Below are 15,691 nucleotides of genomic sequence, written 5' to 3'. Positions count from 1 at the left end.
AACAGCCTTGTGCGGCAGATCCTTAGGACAAAGGAAGAACCCCCATGTCTAACGTCGTCTCTTTGGGTCTGCCGCGCAGACCGGCTCTGGCTGACCGCCAGGCCCTTTTGCTACACAATTTTGCTTGTAACCGCCGATCACCCGATGACGTTTTCTGGCTGAAGGAAAACGCCGAAGTTCTCAACGTACTGGCCTCCAGCGGAGCCACTTTGTCGGAGGCGGCATTAGCACCCTATGAGCGGGTGTATCAGGGGCTCGAAGAGAGATTGCGGTTTTTCCCACAATATTACAGGTTTTTGTTGTCCATTTGCCTTGATCTTGAGGACCTTGGAATCGATGGCGACAAGGGGGCGTCCTTATGCCAATGGGTCGCGGAAATGGGACTTGTCGAAGCAGAATTATCAGACCTTCAACGTGCCGAAGCATATCGCCTGATGGCGCGGCGTGAGGTGAAAGCTGACGAAGAAGCCTTGTGGAACCGGTTGCACGCATTCGTTGATCGGTCTGAAACTTTCGCCCTGCCGAACAAGAAGGCCACATATGAACTTACCCACATCGTGTTCTACCTCTCAGATTACGGGGTAACCAACCCTCATTTGGGGGAGCAGGCGATTGCCAGCCTCGAATATGCAGGCCTTCTGGCCTTTCTCGATCAGGACATTGACCTTCTTGCAGAGATTTGCGTTGCCATGCGGTTCGCAGGGCAGGTGCCCAGTGACATCTGGGAAAACTGGATTGCGCAGGAAATGGGTGGTTTTGTTCTGGCACCCAACGGCAACGGTGCCGGGGATTGTTACCATGAGTACCTTGTCACCAGCTGGTGGGCGCAACTTACCGGTCGATCTTCCTTTCCCGGTATTCCTTCCGCGCAGGGGTTACATGTCCGCCGTCATACGGGCCGTAAGGGACCGTTGCGCGCCATGTCCGAATACATGTTTCATCTCGGCCCCGCCCGCAGCCGCAACTGGGCTCAAATGCGCGACGGCATGGCCGAAGCGGTTGGTTCTGAGGGTGTCGAAATTCTGAGTGGTGCCGAACAATCCTCGGAAAGGTTCAGCGCATTCTTCGAGGATTTCTCGCGAGCAGAGGTCTAGTCTTGGCCAAACGCGCGCATGGGCATCGCGGCTACATCGAGAAAGAGGTTCCACAACCGCAAGAACTTGACGCATTCGGATTGTCGATCACAAATCGCGCACCGATCAATTCTTCGGTGAAATCAATTGTTGCACCACCCAGAAAGGGCAGGGACACGGCGTCAACGACAACTTTTTGACCTGACCCTTCGAGAATCAGGTCGTCTTCGCGAGGTTCATCCAGAGCAATTTCATACTGAAAACCCGAACAGCCGCCCCCCTCAACGGCCACGCGCAGGGCCTTGCCGTCAGTCGCGGCGCCTATTTCGGCCAGCCGATCAAAAGCGCGGGGCGTAACCTTAGGGGGCAGTTGCATGTGCGGGCTCCGTCAAGCGGTTTCATTAATGCTGTAGGTGCAATATAGAAACTCGCAGATCAGGCCACAAGGACAAGCGAGCAATGACGGCTCTTTATGCCTCTGATCCGGCCCGCGCCAGGGGACGGCGCGTGCGGGAGGAGGAAAGCACGTTTCGGTCATGTTTTCAGCGTGACCGGGACCGGATTATTCATGCCAGCGCCTTCCGAAGGCTCAAGCACAAAACTCAGGTCTTCATAGAACATGAAGGCGATTATTACCGTACACGGCTGACCCACTCTATCGAAGTGGCGCAGGTGGCGCGGACAATTGCGGGTGCGCTGGGGCTCAATGCCGAGCTGACAGAAGCCGTGGCTCTTGCCCATGATCTGGGTCATACGCCTTTTGGCCATACCGGGGAGGATGCGCTCTCTGCGCTCATGGCGCCCTATGGCGGTTTTGATCACAATGCGCAGGCCATACGGATCGTCACGCATCTGGAGCGTCACTACGCGGATTTTGATGGGCTGAACCTGACCTGGGAAACGCTCGAAGGATTGGCCAAGCACAATGGGCCGGTCATCGGTGAAATCCCCTGGGCGCTGCAAGTCTACAACGATCGACATGATCTTGAGTTGGGAACGTTCGCCAGTGCCGAAGCACAGGTGGCGGCGATTGCCGATGATGTGGCCTACAATCATCACGATCTTCATGATGGGCTGCGCGCCGAGCTTTTTTCAACCGACGAACTGGCTGCTTTGCCGATCCTCAACGCATGTTTCAAAGAGGTCGACAGGCTTTATCCGGGACTGAACTACTACCGCCGCCGCCATGAGGCGTTGCGGCGCTTCTTTGGCGTTCTGGTCGAGGACGTGATCAATTTTGCGCAGGAGAGGCTCATGGAGCTGGCCCCGCAATCGGTGGATGACATTCGCGGTGCAGGGCGCACCATTATCCGTTTTTCCGATGATGTCTTTACCGATCTGAAAGTCATCCGGTCTTTTCTTTTCGACCGTATGTACCGCGCGCCCAGTGTTGTGGAAATGCGGGCACAGGTCACGCAGGTTGTCGAAGAGCTGTTCCCCTACTTCATGTCCCACCCGGATCAATTGCCAAAACAATGGCGCAAGGATGTGGAGGAGGCGCGCGGGGAAACGGCGCTGGCGCGTATCGTGTCTGATTATATCTCCGGGATGACCGACAGGTTTGCCCTGCAAGAACATGAACGTTTGATCGCTGAGGGATAAACGGCGGGTTTTAGCCTCTAGGGGCACGGCGGCGTGTCTTTTCGATTTCGGGCGGACTATCTGCAGGCATGTGCGGTTGACCCGGCCCCGGGGCGTGATAAACCGCCCGAAGTTTCTGTTAGGACCAAGAAGATGAACCTATTCGCCGATATCCGCGCGCTTGTAGTCGACTGCTTGCAGGACATGGTGGCCGCCGGGCAATTGCCCGAGGGCCTGACCATGGACAATGTGACGGTGGAGCCGCCGCGCGATGCCGCGCATGGCGATATGGCAACCAATGCTGCCATGGTCCTTGCAAAACCGTCGGGTCAGAAACCGCGCGATATTGCCGGAAACCTTGCCGCACATCTGATCAAGGACGATCGGATCAGCAAAGCGGAGGTCGCAGGCCCGGGATTTTTGAACCTGCGGCTTGCGCCCGATATCTGGCAGGGTGTTGTGTCGGGCATTTTGGCGGCAGGTACGGATTTTGGCCGGGCAAGTCTGGGGCATGGCAAGAAGGTCAACGTTGAATACGTCTCTGCAAACCCAACAGGTCCGCTGCATGTGGGCCATACGCGGGGGGCCGTCTTTGGGGATGCGCTGGCGTCCCTGCTGGATTTTGCCGGGTTCGATGTAACGCGCGAATACTACATTAATGACGGTGGTGCGCAGGTCGATGTGCTCGCGCGGTCGGTTTATCTGCGGTATCTGGAAGCGCATGGGCAGGAAGTGGCCTTTCCCGACGGCACGTACCCCGGCGACTACCTGATCGCCGTGGGCGAAGCGCTGAAAGACAAGGTGGGGGAGGCCTATCTCGACAAAGGCGAACAGTTCTGGCTGGAAGACGTGCGGGAGTTCGCGACTGAGGCGATGATGGGCCTGATCCGAGCCGACCTCAAGGCGCTTGGCGTCGAGATGGACGTCTTCTATTCGGAAAAATCGCTTTATGGGACGGGCCGGATCGAAGCGGCGATCGATGATCTGCGCGGCAAGGGTCTGATCTATGAAGGCGTGCTGGAGCCGCCAAAGGGCAAAAAACCGGAAGATTGGGAGCCCCGCGAACAGACACTTTTCGCCTCGACCGAGCACGGTGATGACGTGGACCGCCCGGTAAAGAAATCCGACGGCTCCTGGACCTACTTTGCGCCGGATATCGCTTATCACTATGATAAGGTGAGCCGGGGTTTCGACGCGCTGATCGACGTTTTTGGGGCTGATCATGGCGGCTACGTCAAACGGATGAAGGCGGCGGTGTCGGCGCTGTCCGGCGGTCAGGTGCCGCTGGATATCAAGCTGACGCAGTTGGTGAAGCTCTATAAAAACGGTGAGCCGTTCAAAATGTCCAAACGGGCAGGAACATTTGTCACGCTGCGTGATGTTGTGGATCAGGTGGGTCCGGATGTGACGCGTTTTGTCATGCTGACCCGCAAGAACGACGCGACGCTCGATTTCGATTTCGATAAGGTCATGGAGCAATCGCGTGAAAACCCGGTGTTTTATGTGCAATATGCGCACGCCCGGATCGCGTCGATCCTGACGAAGGCCACAGAGGCGGGCATTGCTGTGGACGACGCGACGCTGGGTGCTGCGGATCTGGGGCAACTGGCACATGCAGCCGAGCTTTCGATGGCGGCGAAGCTGGCCGAATGGCCGCGGCTTGTCGAGACGGCAGCGCGCAGCAATGAGCCGCACCGCGTGGCATTTTATCTCTATGAAGTGGCATCGGAATTCCACAGCCTTTACCATCTCGGTCGATCTGACGACAGCCTGCGCGCGGTGCAGGAGGGCAACGTTGCCACAAGCCAGGCAAAAATCGCCCTTGCGCGTGCCACGAGCGTTGTAATTGCAGCCGGTCTTGGTATTCTTGGGGTCACACCGGCGCAGGAGATGCGGTAACAAATCGCGCCCTTCGCCAGAGCAGGCAAGCATGAATGAGACCACCGGGGCACGTATCCTGGCGGCAGTGAGGCGATGATGGCGGATATTGAATTCTCCCATGGTATGGGGGCCTACGGACGTGAATCCGAGGCCCAGGAAGGCGATGATCTCGCCCCCAGTTCCCTGGCAATGATGACAAATGTGGCCGGCGCCGTGGTGTCTCTGGCGCTGATCGCGGGCATTGGCGTCTGGGGCTACAAACTGATGGTGCGCGATGTCAGCGGCATTCCCGTTGTGCGCGCCGCAGCCGGCGAAATGCGCGTACGACCCGAAGATCCTGGCGGGCAGGTTGCGCGCCATCAGGGTCTCGCTGTTAACGCCGTGGCTGCCGAAGGGTCCGCAGCCGGGCCGGTTGACCAGGTCGTCCTGGCACCACGGGCCGCTGATCTGGCGCAGGAAGACCAGCCAGTTGTGCTTGCCAAAGTCGCTCCGGTCGAGCAACCGCAACCTCTTGCCCCTGCCTCGGATTTTTTTGAAACGGCCAGACCGACGGCACCGCAAAGAGAGAATTCACTTGCCGAGAATCTGCAAGATGGTGCCATAGATGCGGTTGTGGCGGAGCTAACCGCTGATTTGCCTCAAGCTTCCGCAGCAAATGAGGACGAGAGTGCTATTGCCTCCGAAACAACGGTGCCAGTAGAGGACGTGGTGCCGGAAACCGACGAAAAACCGACCGGCCAGTTGGTGATGCGCCCCAAGTTGCGCCCGGCCAATGGCCCGACCTTGCAAACGGCTGCTTTCGTAGCGCAGACGCCGTCCTCCGAAGTTGACGCGGCGCAGATACCCACAGGCACCCGTCTTGCGCAGCTTGGGGCTTTTGACAGCGCCGACGTGGCCCGCAGCGAATGGCAGCGTCTGGAAAACCGTTTTGGGGATTACCTGCAAGACAAATCTCGTGTCGTGCAAAAAGCGCAGTCCGGCGGGCGGACCTTCTACCGATTACGCGCCATGGGGTTCGTTGATCTGAGTGATGCAAGGCGCTTTTGCTCAGCCTTCAAGGCCGAAGGCGTTGACTGCATTCCCGTCGCCAGCAAATGACCCGGTTCGGCGCCACCATTCTGGACGCCGAGGGCCTCAGCCTATCCAAAGATGAAAAGGCTTTCTTTCGGGCATCCAATCCGTTTGGATTCATTCTTTTCGCCCGGAATATCGACGCGCCGGAACAAGTGCGCAGGCTTTGCGCGGAAATGCGCGAGGCCGTTGGCCGGGATGCGCCAATCACCATCGATCAGGAAGGCGGTCGGGTTCAGCGGTTGCGCGGACCGATCTGGACAGAATGGACACCTCCGCTTGATTTCGTTCAGGCAGCGGGCGCGCATGCGGCGCAGGCCATGTACCTGCGCTACCGCCTGATCGCTTCGGAACTTCTGGACTTGGGGATCGACAGCAATTGCGCACCCATGGTCGATCTCGCGGGGCCGCAAACGCACGAATTTTTGCGCAACCGATGCTATGGGTCTGATCCGGCTGTTGTTGCGAAGTTGGGCCGGGCCGTTGCCGACGGCCTGCTTGCGGGGGGTGTCTTGCCTGTGATCAAGCATATGCCTGGCCATGGGCGCACCACGTTGGACAGCCATCACGACCTGCCCCATGTCGATGCGGAGATTGCAACGTTAGAGACGTCCGATTTTGCACCCTTTGCTGCGTTGAAGGATGTGCCAATGGGCATGACAGCGCATCTGGTTTTCGAGACTCTGGATCGCCAACCGGCGACGCTTTCGCCAAAGATTATGCAGGTCATTCGGCAGGACATTGGTTTTGACAATCTGATCATGACCGATGACATCAGCATGAAGGCCCTGAAAGGCGCGTATCCGGACATCACCAGATCGGCTATCGCGGCCGGGTGTGATGTGGTTCTTTTCTGTAATGCGTCCCTGTCGGACCGCGCTGCCGTCGCAGATGCTGCTGGTCAGATGACGGATGCCGCGCAGCAACGGGCGGAACGCGCGCTGGCGGCGCGTAAACCGGCAGATGATGTTGACATTGATGCCTTACGCGCGCAGCTTGAGACGCTGTTGAGCGGAGCGTAAAACGTAAGAAGGCATGGCTGAAGTCCCGTTTGAAGAAGACACGATATCGGTGGCAGACCGGCTCGCAGCCGAAGCCCTGATTGTGGATGTCGATGGGTTTGAGGGCCCGCTGGATCTGCTGTTGACGCTCAGCCGGACCCAAAAAGTTGATCTGCGAAAAATTTCCGTTCTGGCGCTGGCCAAACAGTACCTGGCCTTCGTAGAGCGCGCAAAAGCGTTGCGGCTGGAATTGGCCGCGGATTATCTTGTGATGGCGGCATGGCTGGCGTTTCTGAAATCGCGCTTGCTGCTGCCGCCCGATCCAACCGAAGACGGCCCGACGGGCGAGGAACTCGCCGCTCATCTGGCCTTTCAGCTCGAACGCCTGCAGGCGATGCGCGATGCGGCGGCGCGTCTGATGGGCAGGGACCGCCTGGGGCGGGATTTTTTTGCGCGCGGCCAGACGCACGAAGTGACCCGCACGCGCAAAGTGCAATACACCGCAACCCTGCTTGATCTGATGCAGGGATATGCGCGCATTCGCACACGCGATGATTTTCGCCCCTTTGTCATGGATCGTGATGCCGTCTTTACCATGGAGCAGGCGCTCGACCGGATGCGCGGTCTGATCGGATTTGCCGGGGATTGGACGGATATCTCCAGCTATTTGCCCGAAGGCTGGGAGATGGACCCGGTACGGCGGCGCTCTGCAACCGCCTCTACCTTTGCGGCGTCGCTGGAGCTTGTTAAAGAAGGTCACCTGGAAATTCGCCAATCTGGAACATTCGCGCCCCTCCAGCTGCGCAAAAGAGACACGCCACAGTGAACGATGATGCTCCGATAGAGACCGAAGAAAGCCTGTTTGAAGCGCCCCCCATGGGCGAGCAGGAGCGGATGGTCGAGGCCATTCTCTTTGCGACCGCTGAACCCATAAGCCTGCGGGAGCTGGCTTCTCGCATGCCGCACGGATCAGACCCCGCCGAAGCATTGCTGCATCTGCGCAAGCGCTACGAAGGACGCGGGGTGAACCTTTGCAAGATTGGTGATGCCTGGGCCATGCGCACGGCTTCCGATCTGGGGTTCCTCATGCAGCGCGAGACCGTTGAAACGCGTAAACTGTCGCGCGCGGCCATCGAGACGCTGGCGATCATCGCGTATCATCAACCGGTCACCCGGGCGGAGATTGAAGAAATTCGCGGCGTTTCGGTCAGCCGTGGCACGGTGGATCAGCTGTTGGAAATGGAGTGGATTCGTTTCGGGCGACGCAAGATGACGCCGGGCCGGCCGGTCACCTTTGTTGTCACACAGGAGTTTCTGGACCACTTTGGACTTGAGAATGCGCGCGATCTTCCGGGGCTCAAAGAGCTTCGGGCCGCGGGGCTGCTTGAAAACCGTCCTCCGCCAAGTGCTCTGATGCCGGGACCACAGGACGACGATGATGAAGAGAGCGGCGAAGGTCAGAGCGAGCTCTTTGAAGATTGATCACACTGCGCCCTGAAAATTGCCGCAATTTGCGCTATGATCGATCAGAGGCAAAGTTCTAAGGGCAGAAACATGGACAGAATTCTCAACATGATCTTGCGCCAGATAACACGGCGGCTGATCAACAAAGGTATCAACGCGGGTATCAAGAAGGCCGCGTCCATCGGGAAAACCCAGCCCCGCGAAGCGTCGCAAGACTTGCAGGCGGAGCAGATGACACGTCAGGCCCGTCAGTCCGCGAAACTGGTCAAAAGATCGACCCGGCTATAGCTGTCAACGGGTTTTGAAATGTTTGGACAGCTTCAGGCCCTGTCCCTGATAATTTGACGCGATCCCTTTGCCGTAGAGCTGCGTGGGTACGTCGCGCATCTTTTCATAAACCAGACGCCCAACGACCTGACCGTGTTCAAGCACAAACGGGGCTTCGTGGCAGCGCACCTCCAGCACGCCGCGCGATCCGGCGCCGCCCGCCGAAGCATGACCAAAGCCTGGGTCAAAGAACCCAGCGTAATGCACGCGGAATTCCCCAACCATGGCCAGAAACGGCGCCATTTCGGCGGCATATTCGGGCGGGATCGTTACCGCCTCTCGACTCACGAGGATGTAGAATGCACCGGGGTCCAGAATGATCTGGCCGTTGTCGCTATGCACTTCTTCCCAATAGTCACGTGGCGCATAGTGATTGATCAGGTCGAGATCGATCACCCCGGTGTGCGGTTTGGCGCGGTAACCAACAAGCGACGTATCGGGCAGTCGCAAATCAACTGAAAAGCCAAGACCCTCGTCAATGACGGCGGGCCCGTCAACCAAAGGGGTGTGGTCGTGCAGAGCCCGCAATTCGGTATCATCCAACACAGCCTGACCGTCGCCGAAACGGATCTGGTTGAGCCGCATGCCCGGGCGTACCAGAACGGAAAAAGAGCGCGGACAGATTTCAGCGTAAAGCGGGCCGCAGTACCCCGGTGCTATTCGGTCAAACTCGGTGCCACCATCGGTGATGGTGCGGGTCAGAAGATCAAGGCGCCCGGTCGAGCTCTTGGCATTGGCGACGGCCTGGACATTCTCCGGCAGAGCCAGCGATTCCATCAAGGGGACAACATAGACGCAGCCCTTTTCCAGCACCGCCCCATCAGAGAGATCGACGCGGTGCATTTCAAACTCTTTCAAACGGTCGGAAACGCGTTCTCCATGGCCCGCCAGAAACGACGCACGCACACGGTAAGCGGTTGTTCCCAAACGCAGATCAAGGCTGGCAGGCTGGATTTGAGCGTCACTGACAGCGCGGGTTGCGGCGATCTTATTATCAGCAATCATCTGGCTGATCTGTTGGTTTGGCAGCACACCGCTCATTTGATGCTCCTTAAAATGCAAAGGCCCGCGCGGGCTGTGCGCGGGAACTTTGCATATGTCGGATGTTGGTCGGGCTAGCAGGACTCGAACCTGCGACCTTCCGTCCCCCAGACGGACGCGCTACCAGGCTGCGCCATAGCCCGACTTGAGGGGCTACATACCCGATCTGAGGGCTGTGGCAAGAGAGAATTGCCATCGCCTCAGTCTTTGCTGATATCTTTGCGGGGATTGGTCATGCTGGCACGCAGGCGGATCAGCTGAGCCAAGAGAGGTTTGGCGGCGGTCTGCTTTTCCGGTGCCAGGGCCCGTGCCCGTGCCACGGCACTCAGCGCCCGGGGCTGTGCGGGCATATCCGCTTCGACAGGTAGCGGTGGGACGTCTATATTTCGCGGTTTTGGAGCCGCCTCCTGCGGTGCCGGAGTGTCATCTGGTGCTTCGTCTTCATGCGTATCGGGCAGGGGGGCCAGGTCGACATTAGTTGCATCCTCGGTTGCGTCATCCGCCGCGGCGGCCACCGGTTCAGCTTCGTCCTCTGCCTGATCCTCGGCTTCCGGTTCCGGTATGGGATCCGTCAAGGGGCGCCTCAGGAAGCTCGGCAGCGTATCGTTTCCTTCCGGCAGCGGGGCATCGCTGCATTCTTCCGGTTCGTCAGGAGTACTCTCAATGGAGGGGGGCGTTTCGTCGACAGCCTCGACGGAGGCGTCAGATGCAATTGGATGTGCAGCATCGTCTTTGGCGTTGACTGCCTCCTCCGGTTCAGCAATCTCCGCGGTATCCTCGGCAACGTCAGTCGCGACGTCCGGGGTCATGTCTGGAGCGTCGCTTTCGGCCGCAGCGATCTCTTCGATCTGCTCCTCAACGGGCTCCGGCTCTGAAGTTTCGGGTTCGGGAGCCTCTTCGTCCTCCTCCTTCAAAGCAGTGACATCGGCTTGCGTTTCTGGCGTTGGGGCCTCGATCTCCTCCGAATCCTCTTCCGCCACAGCGCTTTCTTGCGGCGCATCAGCAACCGGCGTTGGTTCGGGTTCCGATGGGGGATCATCAACTGCCGCGGCGACGTCAACGTCCTCGAATGAATCCGGTGCCGACGCCGTTTCAGAGGCCTGCCCCTCGATGACGGCCATGGTCAGATCATCAAGCGCCTGACTGTGATCAGCCACATGGCTAATCCCTTGTTCACGAAGTATTTTTTGAACACCTTTGATGGTTAGCCCATCGTCATGCAACAGCTTCTTGATACCTCCCAGCAGCAGCATATCCGCCGGGCGGTAATACCGCCGACCGCCAGCGCGTTTGATCGGTTTGACTTGGCTGAATTTGCTCTCCCAGAAGCGCAAAACATGCGCTTGCACGCCCAGCCAGTCTGCGACTTCCGAGATCGTGCGAAAAGCATCGGGCGATTTTGCCATCAGATCAGGACTTGTTCCCGTCGGCCACGCGATCTTTCATCAGGTGTGAGGGGCGGAAAGTCAGCACCCTGCGCGGATTGATAGGAACTTCCTCACCTGTCTTGGGGTTGCGACCAATACGGGCAGATTTGTCACGCACCGAGAATGTCCCGAAAGACGAAATCTTGACCTGCTCGCCGCGCACCAGCGCGTCAGAGAGATGTTCCAAAACGGATTCGACAAGCTGCGCGCTTTCATTGCGGGACAGGCCAACCTCCCGGAACACCGCCTCGCTCAGATCCATTCGTGTCAAAGTCTTTTCGGCCATGTTGTCCCCCTGAGTTTTCAGCAACCATAGGGGAGAGGGATTTTCAGAGTCAATATCAATGACTTGGGGCTTGCGGTTTGAGCAGTTTTTCCGCGTTACCAGCGCAACACAACCGCGCCCCATGCCAGACCGCCACCAATGGCCTCGGTCACGATCAGATCGCCATCCTTGATTTGCCCCCGCGCGCGCCCCACGGAAAGCGCTAGAGGAATCGATGCAGCCGAGGTATTGCCATGATCCTGAACGGTCACCACGACATTTTCCATGGGCAGCCCCAGTTTTTTGGCCGTGCCCTGAATGATGCGGATATTGGCCTGATGCGGGACAATCCAGTCGACGTCCTCGGGGGTAATCCCTGCGCGTTCCATGGCCTTTGTCGCTGTCGAAGCAAGTTTTTCCACGGCGTGGCGGAACACCTGATTGCCCTGCATGCGCAGATAGCCGGTTGTGCCGGTGGACACGCCTCCGTCTACGTACAGCAGTTCCTTGTGGCGACCGTCGGAGTTCAGGTCAGTGGCCAGGATACCGCGATCCTGCGCCGTGCCATCCTGTTCGCTGGCTTCCATCACAAGCGCTCCGGCGCCATCACCAAAGAGCACACAGGTTGAACGATCCGTCCAATCCATGATTCGGCTGAAGGTTTCCGCGCCGATCACGAGAACGCGTTTGGCCTGTCCCGATAGGATCAGCGCATTGGCGTTGCTCAGCGCATAGATGAAACCGGCGCAGACCGCCTGAACGTCGAAGGCAAACCCATTTTCCATGCCCAGCTCGGCCTGAACCATTGTGGCGGCGGATGGAAAGGTCAGATCAGCCGTAGAGGTTGCAAGCACGATTGCGTCGATGTCCGATGGCTCCAAGCCCGCATCTTTCAGCGCCGCGCGGGCTGCCGCACTCGCCATGGAAGAGGTTGTTTCGCCCTCTGCTGCAAAATGCCGACGTTCTATCCCGGAGCGGGCTTTGATCCATTCGTCATTGGTGTCGAGTGTGGCCTCGAATTCCGTATTGGGCACGACACGTTCGGGTAAATAGTGACCAACACCTTTGACAACTGCACGCAGGGTCATGTTTCGCTCTCCTCAGCGGGCAGGGCGGCCACACGGGCGGCCAACTTATCCGTAAACTTAATATCTGCCAGCTGCGCTGCAAGCTTGATCGCGGCAGAAACGCCTGTGGCGTCCGCGGATCCATGGGATTTGACGACGGTACCGTTCAATCCCAAAAACACGCCGCCATTGACGCGGCGCGGGTCGATCTTCTTTTTCAAACGGTTCAGCGAGGTATAGGCCAGCAACGAGGCCAGGCGCGACAGCGGCGAGAACTTGAAGGCTTCGCGCAGGCGGTCGCCGATCAGGCTCGCGGTGCCTTCGCCGGTCTTGATGGCCACATTGCCGGTGAAACCATCGGTGACGATCACATCACAGATATCGCCGGTAATATCGCCACCTTCGACGAAGCCTGCGAATTCAAAACCCGCGACCTCCTGTTGATCCCGAATCAACTCGTAGGCTTCCTTGAGCTCGGTCCGGCCCTTGTGCTCTTCGGTACCGACATTCAGAAGGCCCACGCGCGGCCGGGGCAGGTCAAGCCCGTTGCGGGCATAAGACATCCCCATCAAGGCATAGCGCAGCAGGTCATCCGCATCGGCGCGCACATCCGCGCCCACATCCAGCATGACATTGAAGCCTTGTGGGTTCGACGAGGGGTAAAGCACTGCAATTGCAGGTCTGTTGACACCTGGAAGTTTGCGCAGCCGGATCATGGACAACGCCATCAATGCACCCGTATTGCCGCAGGAAACGGCGACGGTGGCCGATCCGTCGCGGACCGCTTCGATGGCGGACCACATGGAAGTTTCCTTGCCATTGCGCACGATGTGGCTGGGTTTGTCATCCATCGTGACGACGCCCGCTGCATCGCGAATCTCGACCCGACCGGTGAGCGCGCGTTTGCGGTCAACAAGGCTGGAGAGTTCAGCTTCCGGCCCATGCAGGATGAATTGGATGTCGGGGTTCTTGCGTGCAGAAACATCACAGCCTGCAACCACAGCGGCGGGGCCTTCGTCCCCGCCCATCGCATCTACAGAAATAATGATGCGTCTGGCCTTCGCGTTTACCTGATCGGTCTGCGCCGTCATAGTGCGACTGCCCCCAAACTCTGCCCTTATTATTTAAGGGACAGGTTTAGGCCGCGTCGTCTTCCAGATCAATCTCTTCTGTGAGAGCCACGACTTCTTTGTCGTCATAATGGCCACAGGCAGCACAGACGTGATGGGGGCGTTTCAGCTCACCACAGTTGGTGCATTCGTTGGGGTTTGCCGCAACCAGAGAATCATGCGCACGGCGATTGTTGCGGCGCGATTTGGAGACTTTGTTCTGTTGAACAGCCATTGTCTTGGGCCTTTTGTCGTTCGGGGCCAGGCACAATTGCGTGCGGGGCCGAGTTTCTATTCTTTTCCCACAGATCGGGTGTGACGTGCGTTTAGGCGCTGCATGCGCCCTTGTCCAACCCTAATTGGGTGAGCGGCGCAAAATACTGTTAAAATTACGTGTTGCAAGCAGTTTTTCGACTTCGGGTTACGTTTCGCTTTTGTCCGTATCGTCAAGCTGCTCGCGCAGGGCGGCCAAACCGGCGAAGGGACGGGCATCCTCGTCGCGCATCGGCGTCAGCCCAGGTTTTGTGTAGACCAATTCCCCTGCGTCAGCACCGTCGCTGCGTGGATAAAGTGGCAGTGCAAGCACCAGAGCCTCCCTCATGATCTGATCGGGGTCAATCCAATGCCCCAAGGGTTCGATCGTGTCATCCTGAGACATTTCCACCTCGGGCGCGTCGTCTTCAACGTAATCCTTGATGAATATGCGTTCGACGGGCACGTCAATTCGGGTTGTGACGGGTTCGAGCGTCACACTACACGGCTGGATAACCGTGGCCCCCAAAACACCGTTCAGGCGCCAGTCGACGCTGCCCTGAGCCACCACCTCCCCGGAAAAGGAAAGTTTGCGCAATCCCAGCAGGTCCAACTCGCCCGCAAGCCTCTTTAATTCGGCGGAATCCGGGCGCATTGCAAAGCCTGTGGCGCTGTTCTGCTTCAGTTCGGCTACGCGAAGGGCGCTTGGGGAGGGTGGAATTTGCTTTGACATCTTACGCTTTCGTTTCTTGAACCGAGGCCCTTCCTTGGTGTAAGCGAGATAAAAGCCAAGATGCACAAGGGCAAGAGGGCAGTTTGTATGCACATCACCAACGCGGGTTTCAGCCCGACGCAAAAGACCGCGCGATGGGGTGTCGTTGTTCTGGTTTGTCTTGCCCTTTCGGCATGCAGCGGGCGTTTCAGGGATCACGGGTATGTTCCGCCACCTGAGGACCTTGAGCAGATCGTGGTCGGGATCGACACGCGCGCAAGCGTCGAGGAAACATTGGGGTCCGCGGCGTCCGGTTCGGTGATCAATGACAGCAGCATGTATTTCGTGCGCAGTCGCGTGCGCACCTTTGCGATGCTGGAGCCGGAAGTTGTTGAGCGCAAAGTCGTTGCCATCACCTTCGATGATGGCGGCGTGGTCAGCAACATCGAAACATTCGGGTTAGAACGTGGTCAGGTTGTTCCGCTTGCGCGGCGTGTCACCGATTCCGGTGTGCGCGACAAGACCTTCCTGCGGCAACTCATCGGCAACATCGGACGCTTTACGCCCGGTGGTGGCGATTTGGGCCTTTAAGACTGTCACAAGGCGTTTAAGAATTGTGCGATATGAGACGGTCAGCAAAAGCTGAACCGGCGGAGGTCGCTATGATCGCTTTGACAAAGGGCCGCTATAAGGCGCGGGTCGCATCAACGCCAGAAGAACTGGCCAGGGCGCAGGCGTTTCGCGCAACCTGCTTTGGGCTGCAGGTGTCACGGGATGTTGATGCCTTTGACGGCAGGTGCGCCCATTTTTTGGTGGTTGATACAAAAGACGATGCTTTGGTCTGTACCTTTCGGATGCTGGATCTGTCCGGGACCAAGGTATCTGGCAGCTATTCAGCCCAGTATTATGAGCTCTCTGCGCTTGAGGCCTTTGAGGGGCGCATGGTGGAGATGGGGAGGTTCTGTATTCACCCGAATTACCGCGACCCGGATATCTTGCGGATCGCCTGGGCCGCGGTGACCGCATATGTTGATGAAAACGATGTGCAGCTGCTCTTTGGTTGCTCCTCGTTCCCGGGGACGGAGACCGCAGAGTATCTGGATGCCTTCGCGATGCTGAAAGCCCGTCATCTGGCGCCGAAACGCTGGCTCCCGCGAGTCAAGGCGCCGGATGTCTTCCGATTTGCCGCTCGGCTGCGGCGCAAACCTGACTTCAGAAAAGCGATGGCGCATATGCCACCCTTGCTGCGGACGTACCTGATGATGGGCGGCTGGGTGAGTGATCACGCGGTGGTGGACCGGCAGATGAACACGCTGCATGTCTTCACAGGGGTTGAAATCGGGGCAATTCCAGCGACCCGAAAACGCCTGTTGCGCGCGATCGCGTAGATCGCAGTTTCTTTCGCCCTATTTGCACGCTT

At 58.3% G+C, this 15,691-nt stretch carries 18 protein-coding genes and 1 tRNA gene; 10 read left to right on the top strand and 9 right to left on the bottom strand.

The window, feature by feature from the left end; genetic code table 11:
- Positions 1-44: 44 nt before the first annotated feature.
- The gene (locus Q0802_RS01490; RefSeq protein ID WP_298912535.1) at positions 45-1,094 is read left to right on the top strand and encodes a hypothetical protein; all 1,050 of its coding nucleotides are present in this window, start codon (positions 45-47) and stop codon (positions 1,092-1,094) included.
- Positions 1,095-1,125: 31 nt separating this feature from the next.
- Here the strand turns inward: Q0802_RS01490 and Q0802_RS01485 are convergent, their stop codons facing one another.
- Positions 1,126-1,449, bottom strand: coding sequence for an iron-sulfur cluster assembly accessory protein (locus tag Q0802_RS01485; protein ID WP_298912532.1), 324 nt, complete (start codon positions 1,447-1,449; stop codon positions 1,126-1,128).
- An 83-nt stretch (positions 1,450-1,532) separates the two neighbouring features.
- Here Q0802_RS01485 and Q0802_RS01480 point away from each other — a divergent pair, with 83 nt between their 5' ends.
- The 7 genes from Q0802_RS01480 (at position 1,533) to Q0802_RS01450 (ending at position 8,359) form a co-directional block, all read left to right on the top strand.
- Complete coding sequence (locus Q0802_RS01480) at positions 1,533-2,675, top strand: deoxyguanosinetriphosphate triphosphohydrolase (RefSeq protein ID WP_298912528.1); 1,143 nt, start codon at positions 1,533-1,535, stop codon at positions 2,673-2,675.
- 132 nt (positions 2,676-2,807) lie between these two features.
- Complete coding sequence (gene argS / locus Q0802_RS01475; protein ID WP_298912525.1) at positions 2,808-4,553, top strand: arginine--tRNA ligase; 1,746 nt, start codon at positions 2,808-2,810, stop codon at positions 4,551-4,553.
- A 78-nt stretch (positions 4,554-4,631) separates the two neighbouring features.
- Positions 4,632-5,633: an SPOR domain-containing protein gene (locus tag Q0802_RS01470; RefSeq protein ID WP_298912522.1), complete on the top strand. Its 1,002-nt coding sequence runs from the start codon at positions 4,632-4,634 to the stop codon at positions 5,631-5,633.
- Positions 5,630-6,628, top strand: coding sequence for a beta-N-acetylhexosaminidase (gene nagZ, locus Q0802_RS01465; RefSeq protein ID WP_298912519.1), 999 nt, complete (start codon positions 5,630-5,632; stop codon positions 6,626-6,628). The genes Q0802_RS01470 and nagZ overlap by 4 nt, the downstream gene beginning before the upstream one ends.
- A 13-nt stretch (positions 6,629-6,641) precedes the next feature.
- Entirely contained in the window at positions 6,642-7,433 is a 792-nt protein-coding gene (locus tag Q0802_RS01460; protein WP_298912517.1) for a ScpA family protein, read from the top strand.
- A gap of 50 nt (positions 7,434-7,483) precedes the next feature.
- Positions 7,484-8,089, top strand: a complete 606-nt coding sequence (scpB, locus tag Q0802_RS01455; RefSeq protein ID WP_298913538.1) for an SMC-Scp complex subunit ScpB — start codon at positions 7,484-7,486, stop codon at positions 8,087-8,089.
- A 72-nt stretch (positions 8,090-8,161) separates the two neighbouring features.
- Positions 8,162-8,359 (top strand): hypothetical protein, encoded by a 198-nt coding sequence (locus Q0802_RS01450; protein ID WP_298912515.1) that lies wholly within the window; start codon positions 8,162-8,164, stop codon positions 8,357-8,359.
- 3 nt (positions 8,360-8,362) lie between these two features.
- On the opposite strand, the gene Q0802_RS01445 is transcribed toward Q0802_RS01450, so the two are convergent.
- From Q0802_RS01445 to Q0802_RS01410, 8 genes are all read right to left on the bottom strand, one after another.
- Complete coding sequence (locus tag Q0802_RS01445) at positions 8,363-9,439, bottom strand: 2'-deoxycytidine 5'-triphosphate deaminase (RefSeq protein ID WP_298912513.1); 1,077 nt, start codon at positions 9,437-9,439, stop codon at positions 8,363-8,365.
- 66 nt (positions 9,440-9,505) lie between these two features.
- Positions 9,506-9,582, bottom strand: a tRNA-Pro gene (locus Q0802_RS01440).
- Positions 9,583-9,639: 57 nt separating this feature from the next.
- Positions 9,640-10,845 (bottom strand): MerR family transcriptional regulator, encoded by a 1,206-nt coding sequence (locus Q0802_RS01435; RefSeq protein WP_298912511.1) that lies wholly within the window; start codon positions 10,843-10,845, stop codon positions 9,640-9,642.
- A 4-nt stretch (positions 10,846-10,849) separates the two neighbouring features.
- Positions 10,850-11,152: an integration host factor subunit alpha gene (gene ihfA / locus Q0802_RS01430; RefSeq protein ID WP_159979738.1), complete on the bottom strand. Its 303-nt coding sequence runs from the start codon at positions 11,150-11,152 to the stop codon at positions 10,850-10,852.
- Between the two features lie 95 nt (positions 11,153-11,247).
- A complete protein-coding gene (locus Q0802_RS01425) occupies positions 11,248-12,219 on the bottom strand; it encodes a beta-ketoacyl-ACP synthase III (protein WP_298912508.1) in 972 nt (323 codons plus the stop codon).
- Positions 12,216-13,289, bottom strand: a complete 1,074-nt coding sequence (gene plsX / locus Q0802_RS01420; RefSeq protein ID WP_298912504.1) for a phosphate acyltransferase PlsX — start codon at positions 13,287-13,289, stop codon at positions 12,216-12,218. Before plsX ends, Q0802_RS01425 begins: the two co-directional genes overlap by 4 nt.
- Positions 13,290-13,335: 46 nt before the next feature.
- On the bottom strand, positions 13,336-13,542 hold the full coding sequence (gene rpmF / locus Q0802_RS01415) for a 50S ribosomal protein L32 (RefSeq protein WP_195820411.1): 207 nt from the start codon (positions 13,540-13,542) through the stop codon (positions 13,336-13,338).
- A 186-nt stretch (positions 13,543-13,728) separates the two neighbouring features.
- Positions 13,729-14,292: a DUF177 domain-containing protein gene (locus Q0802_RS01410; RefSeq protein ID WP_298912493.1), complete on the bottom strand. Its 564-nt coding sequence runs from the start codon at positions 14,290-14,292 to the stop codon at positions 13,729-13,731.
- A gap of 87 nt (positions 14,293-14,379) precedes the next feature.
- On the opposite strand from Q0802_RS01410, the gene bamE reads away from it, so the two are divergent.
- Positions 14,380-14,862 (top strand): outer membrane protein assembly factor BamE, encoded by a 483-nt coding sequence (gene bamE / locus Q0802_RS01405; protein ID WP_298912490.1) that lies wholly within the window; start codon positions 14,380-14,382, stop codon positions 14,860-14,862.
- Positions 14,863-14,933: 71 nt separating this feature from the next.
- Positions 14,934-15,659 (top strand): GNAT family N-acyltransferase, encoded by a 726-nt coding sequence (locus Q0802_RS01400; protein WP_298912487.1) that lies wholly within the window; start codon positions 14,934-14,936, stop codon positions 15,657-15,659.
- Positions 15,660-15,691 lie beyond the last annotated feature (32 nt).

Origin of the sequence: uncultured Roseobacter sp., from assembly GCF_947495275.1 — a bacterium.
GTDB lineage: Bacteria > Pseudomonadota > Alphaproteobacteria > Rhodobacterales > Rhodobacteraceae > Roseobacter.
This window is presented reverse-complemented; position numbering and strand designations above follow the sequence as displayed.

What these genes read in the sequence shown, in the direction of transcription:
- plsX (WP_298912504.1), bottom strand. Translation starts at nt 13,289, where the DNA reads ATGACGGCGCAGACCGATCAGGTAAACGCGAAGGCCAGACGCATCATT.
- Q0802_RS01490 (WP_298912535.1), top strand. Translation starts at nt 45, where the DNA reads ATGTCTAACGTCGTCTCTTTGGGTCTGCCGCGCAGACCGGCTCTGGCT.
- Q0802_RS01470 (WP_298912522.1), top strand. Translation starts at nt 4,632, where the DNA reads ATGGCGGATATTGAATTCTCCCATGGTATGGGGGCCTACGGACGTGAA.
- Q0802_RS01425 (WP_298912508.1), bottom strand. Translation starts at nt 12,219, where the DNA reads ATGACCCTGCGTGCAGTTGTCAAAGGTGTTGGTCACTATTTACCCGAA.
- nagZ (WP_298912519.1), top strand. Translation starts at nt 5,630, where the DNA reads ATGACCCGGTTCGGCGCCACCATTCTGGACGCCGAGGGCCTCAGCCTA.
- Q0802_RS01460 (WP_298912517.1), top strand. Translation starts at nt 6,642, where the DNA reads ATGGCTGAAGTCCCGTTTGAAGAAGACACGATATCGGTGGCAGACCGG.
- Q0802_RS01410 (WP_298912493.1), bottom strand. Translation starts at nt 14,292, where the DNA reads ATGTCAAAGCAAATTCCACCCTCCCCAAGCGCCCTTCGCGTAGCCGAA.
- argS (WP_298912525.1), top strand. Translation starts at nt 2,808, where the DNA reads ATGAACCTATTCGCCGATATCCGCGCGCTTGTAGTCGACTGCTTGCAG.
- Q0802_RS01445 (WP_298912513.1), bottom strand. Translation starts at nt 9,439, where the DNA reads ATGAGCGGTGTGCTGCCAAACCAACAGATCAGCCAGATGATTGCTGAT.
- Q0802_RS01450 (WP_298912515.1), top strand. Translation starts at nt 8,162, where the DNA reads ATGGACAGAATTCTCAACATGATCTTGCGCCAGATAACACGGCGGCTG.
- scpB (WP_298913538.1), top strand. Translation starts at nt 7,484, where the DNA reads ATGGGCGAGCAGGAGCGGATGGTCGAGGCCATTCTCTTTGCGACCGCT.
- Q0802_RS01400 (WP_298912487.1), top strand. Translation starts at nt 14,934, where the DNA reads ATGATCGCTTTGACAAAGGGCCGCTATAAGGCGCGGGTCGCATCAACG.
- rpmF (WP_195820411.1), bottom strand. Translation starts at nt 13,542, where the DNA reads ATGGCTGTTCAACAGAACAAAGTCTCCAAATCGCGCCGCAACAATCGC.
- ihfA (WP_159979738.1), bottom strand. Translation starts at nt 11,152, where the DNA reads ATGGCCGAAAAGACTTTGACACGAATGGATCTGAGCGAGGCGGTGTTC.
- Q0802_RS01435 (WP_298912511.1), bottom strand. Translation starts at nt 10,845, where the DNA reads ATGGCAAAATCGCCCGATGCTTTTCGCACGATCTCGGAAGTCGCAGAC.
- Q0802_RS01480 (WP_298912528.1), top strand. Translation starts at nt 1,533, where the DNA reads ATGACGGCTCTTTATGCCTCTGATCCGGCCCGCGCCAGGGGACGGCGC.
- bamE (WP_298912490.1), top strand. Translation starts at nt 14,380, where the DNA reads ATGCACATCACCAACGCGGGTTTCAGCCCGACGCAAAAGACCGCGCGA.
- Q0802_RS01485 (WP_298912532.1), bottom strand. Translation starts at nt 1,449, where the DNA reads ATGCAACTGCCCCCTAAGGTTACGCCCCGCGCTTTTGATCGGCTGGCC.